14 protein-coding genes are annotated in these 19,228 nt (G+C 74.9%); 6 read left to right on the top strand and 8 right to left on the bottom strand.

Features of this window, described 5'->3' with window-relative positions; translation table 11 throughout:
• Positions 1 to 42: 42 nt before the first annotated feature.
• Together FBY24_RS13290 and FBY24_RS13295 are read right to left on the bottom strand one after the other, a co-directional pair.
• The gene (locus FBY24_RS13290; RefSeq protein WP_142161252.1) at positions 43 to 1,533 is read right to left on the bottom strand and encodes a glycoside hydrolase family 43 protein; all 1,491 of its coding nucleotides are present in this window, start codon (positions 1,531 to 1,533) and stop codon (positions 43 to 45) included.
• Positions 1,530 to 3,698, bottom strand: a complete 2,169-nt coding sequence (locus tag FBY24_RS13295; protein WP_142161254.1) for a beta-galactosidase — start codon at positions 3,696 to 3,698, stop codon at positions 1,530 to 1,532. Before FBY24_RS13295 ends, FBY24_RS13290 begins: the two co-directional genes overlap by 4 nt.
• A 231-nt stretch (positions 3,699 to 3,929) precedes the next feature.
• Here FBY24_RS13295 and FBY24_RS13300 point away from each other — a divergent pair, with 231 nt between their 5' ends.
• From FBY24_RS13300 to FBY24_RS13320, 5 genes are all read left to right on the top strand, one after another.
• Positions 3,930 to 4,907 (top strand): LacI family DNA-binding transcriptional regulator, encoded by a 978-nt coding sequence (locus FBY24_RS13300; RefSeq protein ID WP_160158511.1) that lies wholly within the window; start codon positions 3,930 to 3,932, stop codon positions 4,905 to 4,907.
• A 188-nt stretch (positions 4,908 to 5,095) separates the two neighbouring features.
• A complete protein-coding gene (locus FBY24_RS13305) occupies positions 5,096 to 6,625 on the top strand; it encodes an ABC transporter substrate-binding protein (RefSeq protein ID WP_160158512.1) in 1,530 nt (509 codons plus the stop codon).
• A 105-nt stretch (positions 6,626 to 6,730) separates the two neighbouring features.
• Positions 6,731 to 7,672 carry an ABC transporter permease gene (locus FBY24_RS13310; protein ID WP_142161260.1) on the top strand — a complete coding sequence of 314 codons (942 nt, stop codon included), beginning with the start codon at positions 6,731 to 6,733 and terminating at the stop codon, positions 7,670 to 7,672.
• Positions 7,669 to 9,468, top strand: coding sequence for a dipeptide/oligopeptide/nickel ABC transporter permease/ATP-binding protein (locus FBY24_RS13315; RefSeq protein WP_142161262.1), 1,800 nt, complete (start codon positions 7,669 to 7,671; stop codon positions 9,466 to 9,468). Before FBY24_RS13310 ends, FBY24_RS13315 begins: the two co-directional genes overlap by 4 nt.
• Positions 9,465 to 10,328, top strand: a complete 864-nt coding sequence (locus FBY24_RS13320; protein ID WP_142161264.1) for an ABC transporter ATP-binding protein — start codon at positions 9,465 to 9,467, stop codon at positions 10,326 to 10,328. Before FBY24_RS13315 ends, FBY24_RS13320 begins: the two co-directional genes overlap by 4 nt.
• Positions 10,329 to 10,378: 50 nt before the next feature.
• Here the strand turns inward: FBY24_RS13320 and FBY24_RS13325 are convergent, their stop codons facing one another.
• A complete protein-coding gene (locus FBY24_RS13325) occupies positions 10,379 to 12,568 on the bottom strand; it encodes a YhgE/Pip domain-containing protein (RefSeq protein ID WP_142161266.1) in 2,190 nt (729 codons plus the stop codon).
• A 28-nt stretch (positions 12,569 to 12,596) separates the two neighbouring features.
• A complete protein-coding gene (locus FBY24_RS13330; protein WP_142161268.1) occupies positions 12,597 to 15,389 on the bottom strand; it encodes an MMPL family transporter in 2,793 nt (930 codons plus the stop codon).
• A 180-nt stretch (positions 15,390 to 15,569) separates the two neighbouring features.
• Here FBY24_RS13330 and FBY24_RS13335 point away from each other — a divergent pair, with 180 nt between their 5' ends.
• Positions 15,570 to 16,268 carry a TetR/AcrR family transcriptional regulator gene (locus tag FBY24_RS13335; RefSeq protein WP_160158513.1) on the top strand — a complete coding sequence of 233 codons (699 nt, stop codon included), beginning with the start codon at positions 15,570 to 15,572 and terminating at the stop codon, positions 16,266 to 16,268.
• Positions 16,269 to 16,719: 451 nt separating this feature from the next.
• Here the strand turns inward: FBY24_RS13335 and FBY24_RS13340 are convergent, their stop codons facing one another.
• The 4 genes from FBY24_RS13340 to FBY24_RS13355 all read right to left on the bottom strand — a co-directional run bounded on the left by FBY24_RS13340 (position 16,720) and on the right by FBY24_RS13355 (position 19,129).
• The gene (locus tag FBY24_RS13340; RefSeq protein ID WP_142161272.1) at positions 16,720 to 17,319 is read right to left on the bottom strand and encodes a hypothetical protein; all 600 of its coding nucleotides are present in this window, start codon (positions 17,317 to 17,319) and stop codon (positions 16,720 to 16,722) included.
• Entirely contained in the window at positions 17,316 to 18,407 is a 1,092-nt protein-coding gene (locus FBY24_RS13345; RefSeq protein ID WP_142161275.1) for a PEP/pyruvate-binding domain-containing protein, read from the bottom strand. Before FBY24_RS13345 ends, FBY24_RS13340 begins: the two co-directional genes overlap by 4 nt.
• A gap of 3 nt (positions 18,408 to 18,410) precedes the next feature.
• Entirely contained in the window at positions 18,411 to 18,797 is a 387-nt protein-coding gene (locus FBY24_RS13350; RefSeq protein ID WP_142161278.1) for a hypothetical protein, read from the bottom strand.
• 92 nt (positions 18,798 to 18,889) lie between these two features.
• Positions 18,890 to 19,129 (bottom strand): hypothetical protein, encoded by a 240-nt coding sequence (locus tag FBY24_RS13355; RefSeq protein WP_142161280.1) that lies wholly within the window; start codon positions 19,127 to 19,129, stop codon positions 18,890 to 18,892.
• Positions 19,130 to 19,228: the final 99 nt, after the last annotated feature.

Raw genomic sequence — 19,228 nt, forward strand, 5'->3', positions numbered from 1 at the left:
GTCCGTTCCGGACCGGACGTGCGGTCGGGGGAGGGAGGCGGGTCAGTCGTCGCGGCCGTCGTACGTGACGGCGTCGACGACGACCTCGCCGTCGACGGCGTACACGCCGACGACGCGGCCGGTGAAGGACGCGGCGGTCTCGGCGGTGAGGTAGCGGCCGTCGAGGGCGGCGAGCTCGACGCGGCCGTCGGGCCCGTCGAAGCCCAGCCGCACGACGTCCGAGGTCATCGACGCGAAGCCGACGTCGGTGACCGGCTCCGTCTCCACCCACAGCGTGACGGGGCCGCCGGGTGCGGGCGCCGACCAGGTCTGGGCGATGCCCGCGACGCGCCCGCGGGCGACGACGGTGCCCCGCCCGAGCTCGACGTCGTAGTGGTGCAGCTCGTCGTAGCGGACGGCGACGCCGCCGAGGCCGGCGGTCGCGTCCACGCGCGCCGCGAACCGGGAGCGGTGGTGCGCCTGGCGGATCCCGACGAAGACCGCGCGCGGGTCGTCGAGGTCGGTGCCCTCGCCGCGCAGCACCGCGTGACCGGGGCGGGCGGCGAGGTCCATGAGCTCGGCGGGGGTGCGGCGCAGGCCGATCCACTCCCCGTCGGGCACGGGTCCGTCGAGGTCGTCACGGAACGACCCGGCACCCGGTGCCGTCAGCTCCACCGGGTCGACCACGGGCCAGCCGTCCTGCCAGGTGACGTGCGTGGAGAACGTCTCGCGGCCCATGGGCGAGAAGCCGCGGGTCGCCCCACGGGTGCGCATGCCGAGCAGCACCATCGCCCACCCGCCGTCGGGGGTCTGCACGAGGTCGCCGTGCCCGGTGTTCTGCACGGGGCGGCTCGTGCTGCGCGCGGACAGCACGGGGTTGGTCGGCGCACCCTCGAAGGGGCCGTCGGGGCGGGTGCTGCGGGCGACGGAGACGCTGTGCCCGCGCTCGGTGCCGCCCTCGGCGATGACCAGGTACCACCAGCCGTCGTGCCGGTACAGGTGCGGCGCCTCGGGGAACATCAGCCCGGTGCCGGACCACAGCGAGCGGGGCGTCTCCAGCGCGCGCCCGGTCGTGGGGTCGATGCGGACCTGCTCGATGCCGTCGTGCGCGCCCACCCGGTCGCCGGTCAGGCGCAGCGCCGAGTAGGTCAGGTAGCAGGTGCCGTCCTCGTCCCAGGCGAGGTCGGGGTCGATGCCGTCGACCTCGACGACCGTCCCGTCGCTCCACGGGCCGGCCGGGTCCTGCGCGGTGAACAGCAGCGTGCCGCGGCCGAGGGCGTCGGTGACCGCGACCCAGAACAGCCCGTCGTGGTGGCGCAGGGTCGGGGCCCACGCGCCGCCGCCGGTGGGCACGTGCGCGACGGCGAGCTGGTCGGATCGGGTCACCACGTGCCCGACGCGCGTCCACGTGGTCAGGTCGCGGCTGTGCAGCACGGGGATGCCGGGCAGGTACTCGAACGTCGAGCACGCCAGCCAGTAGTCGTCCCCGACGCGCACGACGGACGGGTCGGGGTGGAACCCCGCGACGGTGGGGTTGCGCAGGTCGGTCGTCATCGGGTGCCTCCGGGGTGCGGGGTGTCGACGAGCACGCGGACGTCCCACGGGCCCAGGGCCAGGGCGGCGCCCACCGGGGTGCCGTCGAGCACGTCGACGAGGGGGGTCGGGGGAGCGGGGACCTCGACGTCGCCCCACCCCCAGTGGTGCAGCACGTGCAGGGTCCGGCCGTCGGCGGTGGTCATGGTGGTCGCGCGCACGTCGGGCGGCAGCGCGTCCCAGGCGCCCGCGGCGGGCCGGGCGACGGTGCCCGCGAGCAGCGTGCGGGCGAGGTCCTGGTCGGGGACGGTGCCGACGACGGTGATCCGCCCGGCGCCGTGCGCGCGGGTGGTCACGGCGGCCCACGCGCCGAGGTGCGGGTCGTCGTAGCCGGCGAGCACGTCGGCGCCGTCGGGGACGAGGTGGTCGACCCACCCGGTGGCGGTCGCCCCGGCGGGGACGTCGAGGCCGGCGGTGCCGCGGACGGGCACCGCGCGGGTCAGGCTCGCGGACTCCTGGTACCGCACGCCGGCGGCCTGCGCGAGCAGCGCGGGCTTGACGTCCCGACGGGCCCGGGCCTCCTCGTCGGCGTAGCCGGTGCGCGGTCCGAGGACCAGGTGCCCGCCGGCGTGCGCGTAGTCGGCCAGCCAGGTCAGCTCGGCGTCGGTCGCGGTGTAGAGGCCGACGACGACGAGCACGGGGCGCCGGGCCGCGAAGGCCGCGGGGTCCTCGCCGGCGCGTGCGTGCGGCCCGGTCTCGCGGCTGCCGAACAGCTGGGCGGGTCGCACGGTGTTGACCTGCAGGCCGGCGTCGAACGCCCCGCGGTAGAACGGCAGGACGAGGCGGCGGTACGCGTCGGCGTCGCCCCAGCCCGCGGCGTCGGGCAGCGGCGCGGTCGGCCCGAACCCCAGGGCCCAGCGCGAGTCGGAGCAGTACAGCAGGGCGACGTCGGCGTCGGGCGTGGCGCCCACGACCAGGTCGGACGCGGTGGCGAGCTCGGCGCCGAGGCGGGCGATCTCGCGGTAGGCGCGCCCGGGCTGCTGGTCGTGGGGGAGCACCCCGCCCCAGAACGTCTCGGTGCCGAAGTGCAGCGTGTGCCAGTGCCAGTACTCGACCATGCGGGCGCCGCGCGAGACCAGGGCCCACGCGGCCTGCCGCCACTGGCCGTCGTACGGCACGACGCCGGGCGTGGCGCCGAACCCGATGGAGCCGGCGTTCGTCTCGGTGACGAGGAAGGGCTCCTGGCGGGAGGACCACATGAGGTCGGCGAGCTGGTACACGGCCCACGGGCCGCGCACGATCCACCCCGGCGCCATCGGCTCGCGGTACGGGTGCGCGAGGGCGTCCTGCGTCTCGTGGTAGGCGTTGCCGGCGGCGACGGTCAGGCGCGCGGCCAGGCGCTCGTCCTCGACGCCGACCTGGTCGTACGACAGGCAGGTGGTGACGAAGCGCTCGGGGTGCGTGGGGTGCACCTCGTCGCGGACGAGCTGGGCCTGCCAGCCGATGAGGTCGGTGACCAGCTGGGCCTGGAACCGGCGCCAGGCCAGGTCGTACTGCGGCTGGGCGTTGCCGTCCGGCACCCACAGGTCCGCCCACGTCGACAGCCGGTGCGACCAGTAGACGAGGCCCCACGCGTCGTTGAGGCGCTCCACGGTGCCGTAGGTGTGCCGCAGGTGGTCGACGAACCGCTGGAAGACCCCGTGGTTGTGCAGCAGGCGGATGCCGGGCTCGTTGTCGACCTGGTACCCGACGACCGCGGGGTGGTCGAGGTAGCGGCGCACGATGGCGCGCACGAGCCGCTCGGCGTAGAAGCGGAACGCGGGGTGCGTGAAGTCCACCTCCTGGCGCATGCCCCACCGCATGGGCGTCCCGGTGGCGGTGTCGCCCGCGATCTCGGGGTGCAGCCGCGCCATCCAGGGCGGCACGGCGTAGGTCGGGGTGCCGAGGACGACACCGATGCCGCGGGCGTGCGCCCCGTCGAGCACTGGCTCGAGCCAGTCGAGGTCGAACCGCCCCTCCTCGGGCTCCCACGTCGACCACACGGACTCGCCGACGCGGATCACGGTGAACCCGGCCTCGGCCATGAGGTCGAGGTCCTCGTCGAGGCGGGGGGACGGCTGGTACTCGGCGTAGTAGGCGGCGCCGAACAGCAGGCGCGGGCGTGCGGGGTCGGGAGTCAAGAGCATCGTCGGTCTCTCTCGCGAGCGGTGCCCTGCGCGCCGGGGCGCGACGGGCGGTGCACCCGTGCCGTGCGTCGACGGGCGGGCTGGTGCCATGCTGGCAGCAACTCATACGATTCAGCAAGAGGTCGGGGCCAGAATGCCCATACGCTTCGGCCGCGCCGATCAGGACGTCCGCGCGCCCGGTGGCGCTAGGGTGTCGACGACCAGGGGGAGATGGACGTGGCACCAAGACGCGTGACCGCCAAGGACGTCGCACGACGCGCCGGCGTGTCCCAGAGCACCGTCAGCTACGTGCTCAACGACACGCCCAACCAGACCATCAGCGCGGCCACCCGCGAGCGCGTGCACCAGGCGGCCCAGGACCTGGGCTACACGCCGTCGGCCGCCGCCCGTGCGCTGCGGCGCGGCTCCAGCGAGACCGTGCTCATCGTGCTGCCGGACGCGCCGATCGGCGAGAACATCGCCCTCGTGGTCGAGACGGTGACCGAGGTGCTCGAGCCGCACGGGTTCACCGTCGTGTACCGGCGGCAGAAGGACGGGCACAGCCTCGCGGCCCTCTGGCACGAGCTGATGCCCGCCGCCATCGCCAACATGGCAGCGTTCCCACCCGGGGACGAGGCTGCGATCCGCGAGGCGGGGATCCCCGTCGTCAGCTCCACGCTGGACACCGGGGAGGGGCCGGCGATGCGGATCCCCCAGGTCACGGTGGGGCACGTGCAGGTCGACCACCTGGTCGAGCGCGGGCACCGGCACCTGGCGTTCGCCGCGTCCGACGACCCGGAGGTCGCGGAGTTCATGACCCGGCGCCTGGCCGGGGTGCAGGAGCGGTGCCGGGCGCTGGGGCTGCCCGACCCGCTGGTGGTCGAGGTGCCGCTGGACGCCGAGGGTGCCGCCGGTGCGGTGCGCACGATGCGGGACCGGGACGAGCCGGTGACCGCGGTGTGCGCGTACAACGACGAGATCGCGTTCGCGGTGCTCGCCGGGATGCGGGTCCGCGGGCTCGCGGCACCCGCGGACCTGGCGGTCGTCGGGGTGGACAACATCACGATCGCACCGTTCGCGGTGCCGCCGCTGACCACGGTCGACATCCACGCGGACCTCGTCGGCGCCGACCTGGGTCGCCTCGTGCTGCGCCTGCTCAAGCCCGAGCTGGAGGTGCCTGAGCCGGCGCACGAGTCGGCGGTCGACCTCGTGGTGCGCGCAAGCACCTGACCGCCGGTGGGGTGCGTGCCGGTGCGGGGCGTTGCCGATCCGTGACGCCGGGGGTCTTGTCCCCCGGGCCGGTGCGGGCCTACAGTCGCTGATACGTCACAGTACTGATACGTCACAGTGACGCCCGGCACCCCTCGCCGGGACATGGGAGAGTGGACCCGGGCGGGTCCTCATCAAAGGAGATGACCATGCGACGACGCATGCTCGCGTTCGCGGCGGCCGCCGCCGTGCTGCTCACCGCAGCCTGCGGCGGTGGGGACGAGGCCGCCACCGGCGGCGAGACCACGGGGTCGACCGCGTCCCTCGTGCTCGGGCAGACCGACATCCCGGCGTCGTTCGACGTCCTCGGCTACGCGTCGGGCACCAAGACGCAGTACTTCACGGCGGTGTACGACACCCTGCTGCGCCAGGACGGCTCCGGCGCGATCGTCCCCGGCCTGGCCACCGACTGGGCGTACGACGACACCCGGACCGTCCTGACCCTCACGCTGCGCGAGGGCGTGACGTTCACGGACGGCGTGGCGCTCGACGCCGACGCCGTCGTGGCGAACATCGAGCACTTCCGCGGCTCCAGCACCCCCGACCTGTCGAACGCCGCGTACATCGACACCGTCAGCGCGGTCGACGCCACCACGGTCGAGATCACGCTCACCGAGCCGGACCCGATGATGCTGACGTGGCTCACGCAGCCGCTGGGCTACATGTCCTCGCCGGAGTCGTGGGAGAACGAGGACGTCGCGACCAACCCGGTGGGCAGCGGCCCGTACGTGCTGGACACCGAGGCGACCGTCGTCGGGTCGACGTACGTGTTCACGAAGAACCCCGACTACTGGGACGACTCCCTCCAGCTGTTCGACACGCTCACGATGAACTACTACGCCGACCAGTCCGCGCTGCTCAACGCGCTGCAGGGCGGCCAGGTCGACGCCGCGCCCTTCAACCAGTTCTCCGCCCTGGAGCAGGTCGAGGCCGCCGGCTACGAGTCGAACGTCTCCCGGCTCGACTGGGAGGGGCTCATGCTTCTCGACCGGGACGGCGCGCTCGACCCGGCCCTCGCGGACGTGCGCGTGCGGCAGGCCATCAACCACGCGATCGCCAAGGACAGCATCCTGTCCGCGATCCTCCTCGACCACGGCACCGCGACCAGCCAGATCTTCGGCCCGTCCACCGACGGCTACGACGAGTCCCTCGACGGGTACTACACGTACGACCCCGACAAGGCGAAGGCGCTGCTCGCCGAGGCCGGGTACGCCGACGGGCTCGAGCTCACCATGCCGAGCACCTCGGTCATCGACCAGGCCCTGCTCACGTCCATCCAGCAGCAGCTCGCCGACGTCGGCATCACCGTGTCGTACACCGACGTGGGCACGAACTTCATCTCCGACCTGATGGGCGCCAAGTACGGCTCGTCGTGGATGCGTCTGGCCTCGTCGTCCGACTGGCAGACCGCCACGTTCGCGCTCACGCCGGACGCGCTGTTCAACTCCTTCCGCACCCAGCGGCCCGAGGTCGACGCCCTGCTCGAGACCGTCCAGAAGGGCACCGAGGAGGAGGCGGCCGCGGCCGCCCAGGAGCTCAACCGGTACGTCGTCGAGGAGGCGTGGTTCGCGCCCTTCTACTTCGTCGACAACGTCTACGTCTCGAAGCCGACGCTGGACGTGACGCCGGCGGCCGACATGGTCGTGCCGTACCTGTACCTCATCCAGCCCGCCGCCTGACCACCCGTCCCTGCCCGCCCCGCCCGGGGCGCCGGGCGTCCGTGACCCTCGGTCCACGGACCGCGGGCGCCCCGGCGCGGGACGGTGAGCCCCCGGGAGGGCGGCATGCTCAGATTCCTCGTCCGGCGGACGGTCGCCGGTGCCGCGATGCTGCTGGTCATCAGCACGCTCGCGTTCACGCTGCTGTACCTGACCGGCGCCGACATCGCCCGCAACCTGCTCGGCGACAACGCGTCCCAGGAGGCGGTCGACCTGCGTGCCGCCCAGCTCGGCCTCGACCGGCCGCTGGGGGAGCGGTACCTGGACTGGCTGTCCGGCGCCGTCCGCGGCGACCTCGGCACGTCGTGGTTCGGCGGGTCGTCGGTGGTCGACCTGCTGGCCTCCCGGCTCGGGGTCACCCTGTCCCTCGTCGTCCTCTCCACGCTCCTGTCCGCGGTGGTCGCCACCGTGGTCGGCGTGTGGGCCGCGGTCCGCCGCGGCTGGGTCGACCGTGTCGTGCAGGTCTTCTCGATGGCCGGCGCCGCCGTCCCCAACTACCTCGTCGCGCTCGGGCTCGTGCTGGTCTTCGCGATCGACCTGGCCTGGTTCGCCCCCACCGGGTACACCCGGCCCGAGGTCTCGGTCGGGGCGTGGCTCGCGTCGATCGCCCTGCCGGTCGCGGCGCTGACCGTCGGCTGCATCGCCGGTACCGCTCAGCAGGTGCGCTCGGCGATGATCGACGCGCTGCGCCAGGACTACGTGCGCACGCTGCGCTCGCGCGGCCTGCCCGAGCGGTCCGTCGTCTACCGGCACGTGCTGCGCAACGCCGCCGGGCCCGGGCTGTCCGTGCTGGCGCTGCAGTTCGTCGGGCTCCTCGGCGGGGCCGTGGTCATCGAGCAGATGTTCGCCGTGCCCGGCCTCGGTGCGCTGTCCGTCGCCAGCACCCGCCAGGGCGACATCCCCGTGATCATGGGCGTCGTCGTCGTGATCGCCGTCATCGTCATCCTCGTCAACCTGCTGATCGACCTCGCGCAGGGCTGGCTCGACCCGAAGGCACGGACCGCATGAGCGACGTCGCCCCCACCCCCGCCGGCTCGGCCGCCACCGCCGACCGCTCCGTCGTGCGCCGCCTGCTGCACGACCCGCTCGGCGCGGTCGCGCTCGGGTTCCTCGCGCTCGTCGTCCTGGCCGTGACGTTCGCCCCGCTGCTCACCCCGCACGACGCCACCACCGCCGTCATCACCGACGCCCTGGCCTCGCCCGGCGAGGGCGGCCACCTGCTCGGCGCGGACAGCGCGGGCCGTGACGTGTGGGCCCGCCTGCTCTTCGGCGGCCGGTTCAGCCTCCTCGGCGCGCTGCTGGCCCTGACCGTCGCGGTCGTGGTCGGTGGGCTCAGCGGGCTCGTCGCCGGGTACGTCGGCCGCTGGTTCGACACGCTGGCCTCCGGCGCCGCGGCCGTGCTCATGGCGCTGCCCGGCATCGTCGTGCTGCTCGCGGCGCGCTCGGTCATCGGCCCGTCGGCCTGGTGGGCGATGGCGATCTTCGGGGTGCTGCTCTCGGCGTCCGTGTTCCGCCTCGTGCGCCAGACCGTGCAGTCCGTGCGCGGGGAGCTCTACGTCGACGCCGCGCGCGTCGCCGGGCTGTCCGACACCCGCATCGTGCTCCGCCACGTGCTGCGCGTGGTGCGCGCGCCGATCATCATCCAGGCCGCGTTCATCGCGTCCGTCGCGATCGCCGTGCAGGCCGGCCTGGAGTTCCTCGGGCTCGGCGACCTCACGCTGCCCACCTGGGGCGGCATGCTCAACGACGGGTTCTCCCGCATCTACCAGCAGCCGCTGCTCGTGGTCTGGCCCGCCCTGGCGATCTCGCTGGTCTGCCTGGCCCTGACGCTCGTCGCGAACGCGCTGCGCGACGCGCTCGAGGGCACGGGCAGCACGCGGCGGGTGCGCCCGGCACCGGCGACGGCGGCGGTGCAGGCCACGCCCGCGCCGGGTGCCGCGTCCGTCGACGAGCGCACGATCCTCCAGGTCGAAGGACTGCGGGTCGGCTACGCGCTGCCCGACGGCTCCACCACGGAGGTCGTGCACGGCGTCGACCTCACGGTCCGGCGCGGCGAGGTCGTGGGCCTGATCGGCGAGTCCGGGTCGGGCAAGACCCAGACCGCGTTCTCCGTGCTGCGGCTGCTGCCCGAGGGCGGTGCGATCCTCGGCGGGCGCGTGCTGTGGAAGGGCCGCGACCTGGCGGCCCTGTCCGCCCGGGAGATGACGGCGGTGCGCGGCGCGCAGATCGCGTACGTGCCGCAGGAGCCCATGAGCAACCTCGACCCCTCGTTCACGATCGGCTCCCAGCTCGTCGAGCCCATGCGCGTGCACCTCGGGCTGAACCGGGCGCAGGCCCGGGCCCGGGCGCTCGAGCTGCTCGACCGCGTCGGCATCCGCCGGCCCGAGCAGGTGCTGCGCGCCTACCCGCACGAGGTCTCCGGCGGCATGGCCCAGCGCGTGCTGATCGCCGGGGCCATCAGCTGCCGGCCCGAGCTGCTCATCGCCGACGAGCCCACCACGGCCCTCGACGTCACCGTGCAGGCCGACATCCTCGACCTGCTGCGCGACCTGCAGGCCGAGCTCGACATGGGCGTGCTGCTCGTCACGCACAACTTCGGCGTCGTCGCCGACCTGTGCGACCGGGTCGCGGTCATGCAGGACGGCCTCGTCGTCGAGCGCGGTGCCACCCGCGAGCTGTTCGCCGCGCACCAGCACCCGTACACGACCCAGCTCTTCGACGCGATCCTCGACCCCGCGCAGCTGCGCGAGCCCTACCGTCCGCCGCACGCGGACGCCCGACCGCAGGAGGTGGGTCAGCCGTGACGCAGCCGCTGCTCGAGGTCCGCGACCTCGTCGTGGAGTACCCGGCGCAGGGGTTCCGCGCCGCGCCGTTCCGGGCCCTGAAGGGCGTGAGCATCGACGTGCGCCCCGGCGAGTGCGTCGGGCTGGTCGGGGAGTCCGGGTCGGGCAAGACCACGCTCGGCCGGGCGGTGCTGGGCCTGGCGCCCGTCACCGCGGGGTCCGTGCGCCTCGACGGGCGGGAGATCAGCCGGCTGCGCCCGCGCGAGCGCCGCCGTCTCGGCGCGGACGTGCAGGTCGTCTTCCAGGACCCGTACACCTCGCTCAACCCCTCGATGACGATCGGGGACATCCTCGCCGAGCCGCTCACCGCCCGGCGCGTCGGACGCGCGCAGGCGCGGGCCCGGGTCGCCGAGCTGCTCGACCAGGTGCGCCTGCCCGCCGACGCCCTGCACCGCCTGCCGCGCGAGTTCAGCGGCGGCCAGCGCCAGCGCGTCGCGATCGCCCGGGCCCTGGCGCTGTCCCCGCGGCTCATCATCTGCGACGAGCCCGTCTCCGCCCTGGACCTGTCGACGCAGGCGCGGGTGCTGGACCTGCTCGTGGAGATCCAGCAGCGCACGGGCGTGGCGTACCTCTTCGTCACGCACGACCTCGACGTCGTGCGGCACGTGAGCCACCGGGTCGCGGTCATGTACCAGGGCGAGATCGTCGAGCGCGGCGAGGCGGGCGACGTCACGCGCGCACCCGAGCACCCGTACACGCAACGGCTGTGGGCCGCGGCTCCCGTCGCCGACCCGGTCGCGCAGGAACGGCGCCGGGCGGACCGGCACCGGCTGCTCGCCGCGCAGGCGGCTGCCGACGAGCAGGCCGGCGCCGTCGCCTGACGCGACGGCGCCCCGGACCGTGCGGTCCGGGGCGCCGGGGGTTGTTCCCGTCAGGCGGGCAGGGCCGCGAGGCGCGTGGCCCCGGCGGCGTGCCGGGCGCGGACCACGGCGAGCACCGAGAACGCCACGGACCCGACGGCCCACACGACGAGCCCGGCCGCGGGGCCGCCGAGGCCGCCAGCGGTCTCCGACGTCGCGGTCGCGAGCGCGTCGACCCCCGGGCCCAGGGGGCCGAGGTTGCCGACGAGGCCGAGCCACGCGGGTGCCGAGGCGGCGAGACCGGCGACGAGCACCGCGAACGCGACGACCACGGCGAACGCGCGGCCCACGTGCCCCGTCCAGGCGGCGAGCGCCTGGTGGAAGGCCGCGAACGCCAGCGCCGCGAGCACCGCGAGGCCGACGAGGCCGAGCCCGGCCCCGGCCGACCGGTCCGTGACCGCCCACACGAGCCCGCCGACGAGCACGCCCTGCGCGACCGCGACGGCCGCCGGGACGGCCAGGGCGCCGAGGACCGACGAGAACGCTGAGCGCGTGGTGCCGACCACCCGCGCCGGCAGGGTCGGGAACGCGAGGAACAGCGCGAGCGCGCCGAGCCACAGGGCGACGGCCGTGAGCGTCGCGACCGGGGCGAGCGACGTCGCCGTCACCGTGGCGGGGGCCGCGACGGGGGCGGAGATGACCTCGGCGAGCGTGGTGCGCTCGGCCTCGTCGTACGTCGGCACCTGGTCGACGGCCTCCTGCAGGCCGTCGGCGAGGTCGCCCGTGCCGTCGGCGAGCTCGGCGCTGCCGTCCCGCGCCTGGCCGAGGCCGCCCGCCAGCTCCCCGGCGCCCGACGCGAGCTGCGTCGCCCCGGACGAGAGCTCGCTCGCCCCGGACGCGAGCCCGGACGTGCCGGTCGCGAGCTCGGACGCCCCGTCGGCGAGCTCGTCGGCGCCGCCCGCGAGCTGGGTGCTCCCGGCGGCGAGCTGGTCGATCCCGTCGGCCAGCTGACCGGCGCCGGCCGACAGGTCCTGCGTCCCGTCCGCGAGCCGGCTCGCACCGTCGGCGAGGTCCGCGGCGCCGGCGGACAGGTCGGAGACCCCGTCCTGCAGCGCGAAGAGTCCGTCCCCGCGCTGCTCGGTGCCGACGATCGCATCCAGCGCGCCGGCGACCATGCCGATGTCCGTGCCGTATGCCGTCACCGCTGCCTGAAGGTCGGCCACGAGGGCGTCGCACGTCGGGCCGACCGGCTCAGGGACGCACCCGGCCCCGGCGAGCTGCAGGGTCAGGCCCTGCACCTGCTCGACGAAACCCGGGAGGTCCTCGACGTTCTCCGCAGCAAGGTCGGCGTAGGTCCGGGCCGTCTCGGGTGTGCCCTCGAGCCCCTCGCTCAGGGCCGCAGTCCCGTCTGCCAGCTGTCGGGCGCCGGTGGCGAGCGTCGGCGTCTGCGACGCGAGCCCGGCCGTGCCGTCCGCCAGCGTGCGGGCCCCCTCGGCCGACCGGCCGGCGCCGTCGGCGAGGTCCTGGGTGCCGTTCGCGAGGGTGCGGGCGCCCTGGGCGAGGGTGTGGGCACCGGTGGCGAGCTGGGCGGCGCCGGACTGGAAGGTGCCGAGCCCGGTGGCCAGGCCCGTGGTGCCCTCGGCGAGGGTGGTGGCGCCGTCGGCGAGCTGGGACTGGCCGTCGGCGAGCTCCTGCGTGCCGTCGGCGAGCTGGTCGGCGCCGTCGGCGGCCTCGCCGAGCTGGTCGGACAGGGTGGTGAACCCGAGCAGCACGTTGTCCAGGTACGTCTGCGTGAGGTCGCGGCCGAAGGCCGTCGTCGCCGACGCGGCCAGGGCGCTGGTCACGGCGTCGTCGGTGGCCGACGAGCCGTCGGCGGTGACGATGTCGATGGTCGCCTGCCGGGCGTCGGCGGGGTCGTCGGAGCCGAACGACGTCGCGGCGGCCGAGAAGTCCTCGGGGATCGTCACCACGGCGGCGTAGGTGCCGTCGGCGAGGCCCGCGGCGGCGGTCTCCTCGTCGCTGATGAGCCAGGTCCAGCCGTCGGCGTCGTCGCTGGTCTCGACGAGCTGGGCCGAGAGCTGGCGCCCGAGGGGGGCGATCTGCCCGTCGACGGTCACGGGCTCGTCGTTGTTGACGATCGCGGCCTGCACGTCGCGCGTGCGGTCCGTGGGCGTCCAGAGGCCGGCGAGCAGGGTGACGACGAGCGCGAGCGGCACCGCGAGGGCGACGATCACGGCGGGCAGGGTGCGCGTGGGACGCATGGGGTGGTCCTTCCGGGGTGTCGTCACGTCACACCGCCGCGGGGGCGTCGGCGGACGCACCGGCAGGTGCGGGGGAGAGCGTGATGCGGGCCGTCGGCACACCGGCGGGCAGCAGGTCGTGCACGTCGCCGGACGCGCCGAGGACGAGGGTGGTGCCGGCCGCGGACGCGCTCCGCAGCGCGTCGCGGGCGGTGGCCCGGGTCGCGGGGCTCAGGGCGCCCGTGCCGTCGACGACGAGCACGGCGGGCCGCTCGGCGACCGCGTCGGCGAGGGCTCCCACCGGTTCGGTGCGCAGGTCGACCAGCGCGACCCGGCGCCGCACGGCGGCCGACCGCTCGGGCAGCAGCAGGCCCGCGACCTTGACGTCGCCCCCGGCGGGTTCGAGCCGGCCGGCGAGCGTGAGCAGCAGCCCGCTGACCGGGCCGGGGGCGGCGCCGTCGACGACGAGGGCGCCGCGCTCGGGCACCTCGAGGGCGATCTCGCCCTCGAGCCCGGCGCGCGGGTCCAGGCGCAGGCCGCGCGCGGCCAGGGCGGTGCCCTCGGCGGGCCAATGCGCCAGCGAGAGCTCGCGGTGCAGGCCCTCACCCTCGACGTCGAACGACGGCAGGGCCTTGTCGAGCCAGCGCGGCATCCACCACGCCTTGTCGCCGAGCAGCTGCATGACCGCGGGCACCAGGGTCATCCGCACGACGAACGCGTCGACGAACACGCCGACGGCCAGGCCGAGCGCGATGGGTTTGATGTTGGTGTCGCCCTCGGGGACGAAGGCGAAGAAGACCGCGAACATGATGACGGCGGCCGCGGTGACGACCTTCGCCGAGCCGAGGAACCCGGTGCGGATCGAGGCGAGCGCGTCGCGGGAGTGCACGTAGTCCTCGCGCATGCGGGACACGAGGAACACCTCGTAGTCCATCGCCAGGCCGAACAGCACGCCCATGAGGACGATCGGCATGAACGAGATGATCGGGCCGAGGCGGGCGACGTGCAGCAGGTCCGCACCGACGCCGTGCTCGAACACCATGGTGACGACGCCGAACGCGGCGCCGACGGACAGCAGGTAGCCGAGGGTGGCCTTGATCGGCACCGCGACCGAGCGGAACACCATGGTCAGCAGCACCAGCGAGAGCCCGACGACGAACAGCGCGAACGGCAGCAGCGCGGCCCCGAGCTTCTCCGAGACGTCGATGCCGACGGCCGTGGAGCCGGTGACGGACAGCTCGACGCCGTACTCGTCGAGGAAGTGGCCCTGCAGGGAGCGGATCTCGCGCACGAGGTCCGCGGTGGCGACGTCGGTGGGGCCGGTCTCGGGGACGACCTGCACGATGCCGGTGTCGGCGGTCTCGTTGGGCGTCGACAGCGGCACGTCGGCGACGCCGTCGAGCTGGGCGATCTCGTCGCCGATGTCCTCCATCAGCCCCAGCGGGTCGTCGCTGGTCACGATCGAGCCGGTGACGATGAGGGGGCCGTTGGCGCCGGGGCCGAAGTGGTCGGAGATCCGGTCGTAGGTGATGCGGGCCTGGTTGGACTCCGGCAGCGACCCGGCGTCGGGCAGCGCGAGGCGCAGGTCCAGCGCGGGCAGGCTGAGCGCCCCGACCGCGGCGATCACCAGGACGATCGTCAGCGCGGGCCAGCGGGTGGCGTTGCGGACCCAGCCGGCGAAGAAGCGGTTGTGGTGCGGGGGCAGCTCGGCCCACTCGCTCTCGGTGTCTCCGGCAGCGCTCGCGGGGGTGCCCGCCGACGGCGCGGCTGCGGCGGCGGCTTCGGCGCGGGCGGCGCGACGACGGGCGCGCCGGCTGGTGCCGGGGCGCAGCCGCTCGCCGGCGAACCCGAGCATGGCGGGCACGAGCGTCAGGGACACCAGCACGGAGACGCCGACGGCGACGGCGCCGGCCACGCCCATCACGGTGAGGAACGGGATGCCTGCGACCGACAGCCCGACGAGGGCGATCATGACGGTCAGGCCGGCGAAGACGACGGCGGAGCCGGCGGTGGCCACGGAGCGGGCCGTGGACTCCTCGGCGTCGGTGCCGGTCAGGAGCTGGTCGCGGTGCCGGGACACGATGAACAGCGCGTAGTCGATGCCCACGGCCAGGCCGAGCATGAGCGAGAGCAGCGGCGTGGTCGCGGTGATGGGCGTGAACGCCGTGGCGAGGAACACCAGGATCGTGGAGATCCCCACGCCCAGCAGCGCGTTGACGATCGGCATGCCCGCGGCCACGAACGACCCGAGCGTGAGGATGAGCACGACGAGCGCGACGAGCACGCCGAGGGCCTCGGTGAGCGTCATGCCGGGGAACTCGTTGGCGTAGAGCTGCCCGCCGATGGTGGCGTCCCACCCGGACGGCAGCGCGGCGGCGAGCTCGGTCGTGGCCTCGCTCAGCGCCTCCTTGACGTCGTCGCCGATGGACGGGCCCTCGCCCTCGACCTGCACGGTGATCAGGGCGGCGCGGTCGTCGTCGCTGAACGTGTCGGGGTTGCCCTCGACGAACGGCGAGACGACGGTGCTCACGGCGTCGACGTCCTCGTAGGCGGTCACGGCGTCGGCCACGGCGTCCTGCGCCGCGTCGTCGCGGACGTCCACGCCCTCGGGGGCGAGCACGAGCACCTGCGCGCTGGTGCCGCTGACCTGCGGGAACGTGGCGGCGAGCCGGTCGAGCGCGGCCTGCGACTCGGTACCGGGGATCGTGACGTTGTTGTCGAGGCCCTGGTTGAAGAGCCCGGCGGCGCCGCCGAGCACGACGAGGGCGGCGACCCAGACGGCGATCACGGTGCGGCGTGCGCGGTAGGCCCAGCGGCCGAGGCGGTACAGCACGGAGGACACAGGTGCTCCCGGGTTCGGGGGTGCGAGGGGGGTGCGGACGACGGCGTCCGATGCGCAAGCGTATGCGATACATCGCTGTATGCAATACGGAGCCGTATGCGATACATCACTGTATCGAGCGCGCTAGGATCGGACCCGCGCACCCGCGCCCACCACCATCCTCCGAGGGGAGACGCACGCATGGCACGCGCCGAGGCCGCCGCCCCCGAGGAGGCCGCGACCACCAGCACCCGCCGGCAGCGCACGCGCGAGCGTCTGCTCGACGCCGCGTTCGACCTGTTCGCCGAGGAGGGCTTCGAGGCCGCGTCCATCGAGGCGATCTGCGAGCGGGCCGGCTTCACCCGCGGCGCGTTCTACTCCAACTTCGCCGACAAGGCCGAGCTGTTCATCACCCTCGCCGCCCGCGAGCACCGGCGCCGCATGACCGAGCTGCGCGACGCCATCGCCGCCGGCCTGCCCGGCCTCGACCCCGGCCGTGAGCTCGACCTCGACGCCATCGGCCGGATCGTCGCGCACCTGCTCGGCGCTATCTCCGACGACCGCCGCTGGCGCCTGCTCCGGGCGGAGTTCGACCTCGTCGTCATGCGGCACCCCGAGATCGCCGCCGACTACGTCGCCCGCGACCAGACCCTCATGGACGAGCTCGCCGACGAGATCGACCGGCTCGCCGAGCTGCTCGGCCGCCGGCTGCTCATCCCCGCCCGTGGCCTCGTCCGGCTGCTGAACTCCGGCTACCTCGCCGACCTGCGCCTCGCCGACCTGTGCGGCGGCACCCCCGGCGCCCCGACGGCCCCCGAGCTCGCCGCCCAGTGGCTCCCCGTCGTCGCCGAACGCCTCACCGAGCCCCTGGCCGCGCCCGGCCGGAACGCCCCCGGCTGAGTCGTCGCCGGCCGGTGACGCCCCGGGGTCGACGGCCGCGGGTGCTGGATGCGGGCGGGCGCCGTCGCAGGTGCGCCCTTCTTGTCCGCCTCACCCCGGCTCGGCGATCCCCTCGTCGCGCAGGTGTCGCACGATCCGGAGCTCCTGGCGGTGGTCGCGTCGGGTCGTGTCGATGGTGACGACAGCGTCGGACCAGCCGCGCCTGACCATGAAGTCGATCTGGTTGCCGACGGAGGTGGTCAGGGGTGCGAGCGACCGCCAGCGTCCGTCGAGGAGCTGCGGTCGCCGGACGACGACCTGGGTCTCGGGGTTGCGGCGACCGCGCAGTGCCTCGACCCAGCCTCACACGAGAGAGCTGTCGGCGGTGCACGATCCTCTTTCCTCCGCCGACCCCGGTGGTCGATCCGGCGGCTCGGCGGTGCCTGGCGGGGGCGGCGGTCGGTGGTGGCGCTCAACGCGACAGGCCCAGCGTCGCGATGAGGTCCTCGTGCAGCTCGAACCACACGCGGTGGCAGGAGTCGCAGTCGGTGGCGGTGATCCACGCAGGCTCCGCGCGGGCGCGCCCCAGGGCGCTCGTGAAGCGCTCGTGGTAGCCGCTGAACCGCGCCAGGTGCGCGGTCAGGCGGCGCTCGATCCCGGCCAGCGCCGCGGCAGGGGCCTGCAGCGCCGCGGTCGTGGCGGCGACGGACGGCGTGCGCTCGCCGACGCCCAGGTCGGCCAGCTGCCACGCGGTGCACGCCGCAGCCACGGGGTCGTTGTGCCGCAGGAACTCCCGGTGGGCGGCCTCGACCTCTGCCCGGGCGCCCGTGGCGTCCAGCTCTGCCGCCAGCAGCAGCTCGCCGTGGGCCTTGCCGGACTCGGTCAACGACCAGCCGGCGTCCCCGGCGAAGGAGGTGAGCGTGACCCAGCCGTGCGCCTCGGCGTCCAGGAGCCGCTCGGCGACCAGGTCGACGGGCGCGTGCGTGCGTGCCGCGACGCGGGCGGTGGCGGCGTAGCCCATCGTCCGTACGGCGTGCAGCACCCGGTGCTCGAGGGGGGAGGTGTGGCTCATGGCTCGTCCTGGTCGTCGGTCGTGGTGACCGTGCCCGCGGTCCCGTCGACGGTGACGCGCTGACCGTCCCTCAGGGCGGACGTCGCGTCGGGCACGGCGAGGACCGCCGGGATGCCGAACTCGCGAGCGACGATCGCCGCGTGCGCGAGCAGGCCGCCGACCTCGGTCACGACGGCGGCGGCTCGAGCCAGCACGGGGGTCCAGGCCGGCGAGGTCGTGCGGCAGACCAGCACGTCCCCGGTGGCGAAGCGGCGGAAGTCGTCGAGCCCGTCGACGACGCGTGCCGTCCCCTGGGCGGTGCCGGGGCTGGCGGGCGTGCCCGTCGCGAGGACCCGGCGGCTCGCCGGTCCGGCAACCGCCCGGTCGCGGTCCAGGTCGGCGAGCGTGGTGATCGGGCGGGACTGCAGCACCCAGGTGGTGCCGTCCGCGATCGCCCACTCGACGTCCTGGGGGCACCCGAGCAGCGCTTCGAGGCGGCGCCCGGTCGCTGCGAGCTCGAGGACCTGCGCCCGCCTCAGCGGCTCGCCCGGCCGACCCGCGCGGCGGACGACGGTGCGGCCGTCGACCGTCCACGACCAGGGCGTGACGGTCCCGCCGACGACGGGCTCGCCGGTCCCGCGGCCGGCCTCGACCACGACCTCGGACGCTCCCGTGACGGGGTGGCGGGTGAACGTCACGCCGGCGACCTCGGCGCGGACGAGGGTCTGGACGATCACCGGCACGACCGGGGGAGGTTGCCGGCCGGTCCGGGCGGCGTAGGCGACGACCCGCGCGCTGGTGCCCGAGCCCGCGACGCGACGGATCTCGTCGACGACCTCGGCCGGACCGCTCAGGCCCAGCGAGGAGCGCAGCTGACCGGCGAACGAGGCCTCGGCCCCGTCCTCGTGCGGCGCGGAGGAGCGCACGGCGACCTGCGGTGCGCCGAGCTGATGCAGGGCCGCCTCGATCTCGCCGACCCAGGCGTCGGATCCCTGCGCGTCGACGACCACGAAACCGGGTGGGACGGGGGTGCCCGCGCGCAGCAGCCGGGCCAGGTTCGCGGCCTTGGCGCCGCACCGCTCGTCGGCGTCGGCCAGGGGGACCAGCACCGCTCAGGCCCCCGGTGTCGAGACGCCCGTGCGGCCCAGGATGCGACCGAGACGCTGCTGAGCGGCCTGGGCGGACCCGAGCCCGAGCGACTCGGCGATCTGCGGCCACGTCATCCCGGAGGCGCGTGCGGCGAACAGCAGTCCGGACTCGATCTGGTCGAGCTCGGCGCGGGCGGGGGTCAGCAGGCGCAGCGCGGCGTCCAGGACGGCCGGGTCGACGGTATCCGGGTGCCGGGCGCTCCACGCGGCGAACCGGACGAGGTCGACGTCGGACGCCGGCTGCCCGGGGTGCTGCCACGGCCGCGGGGCGAGCCCGGCGGCTCCTGCCCGGTTCACGGTCGCGCGGGAGCGGTCCAGGTCCGCTGCTCGGTGCAGGTCGTCGGCGGGCATGGGACCACCTCACGGCATCAACGCGGTGTTGTCAACAGTCTGTTGATCACCGTGCGCCCGTGGTCCTGCCGGCGTCGCGAGGGCTGGGAGGGTCAGCGCGCGGCGCTGGTCCTGCCCTCGCGCTGCCCCGGAACGGCGTCGGTGCGGGGCGCGCCCCGGCTCGCGCCCGGCCCGCGGTGGGCGTGCCGCAGCGCCAGGGCTGCGCGCGCCGGCGCGGGCAGGGCCCGCAGTGCGGCCAGCCGCTCGAGGTGGACCGCGCGGCGCAGGGCGCGGTCGGCCGCGGCGACCTCCGCAGCCGTGCCGTCCGACGCCTCGGGCACCGGCGTCAGCACCGCCTGTCACATGGGCGAATCATGGAGTGATGGTAGAACATGACTGGCGGTCGTGGAAGTCGGGCGCAGCACCCCGCCGCGGCGCCCGGCCCCTCCGCA

Source organism: Cellulomonas sp. SLBN-39 (assembly GCF_006715865.1).
In the GTDB taxonomy this organism is placed as follows: domain Bacteria; phylum Actinomycetota; class Actinomycetes; order Actinomycetales; family Cellulomonadaceae; genus Cellulomonas.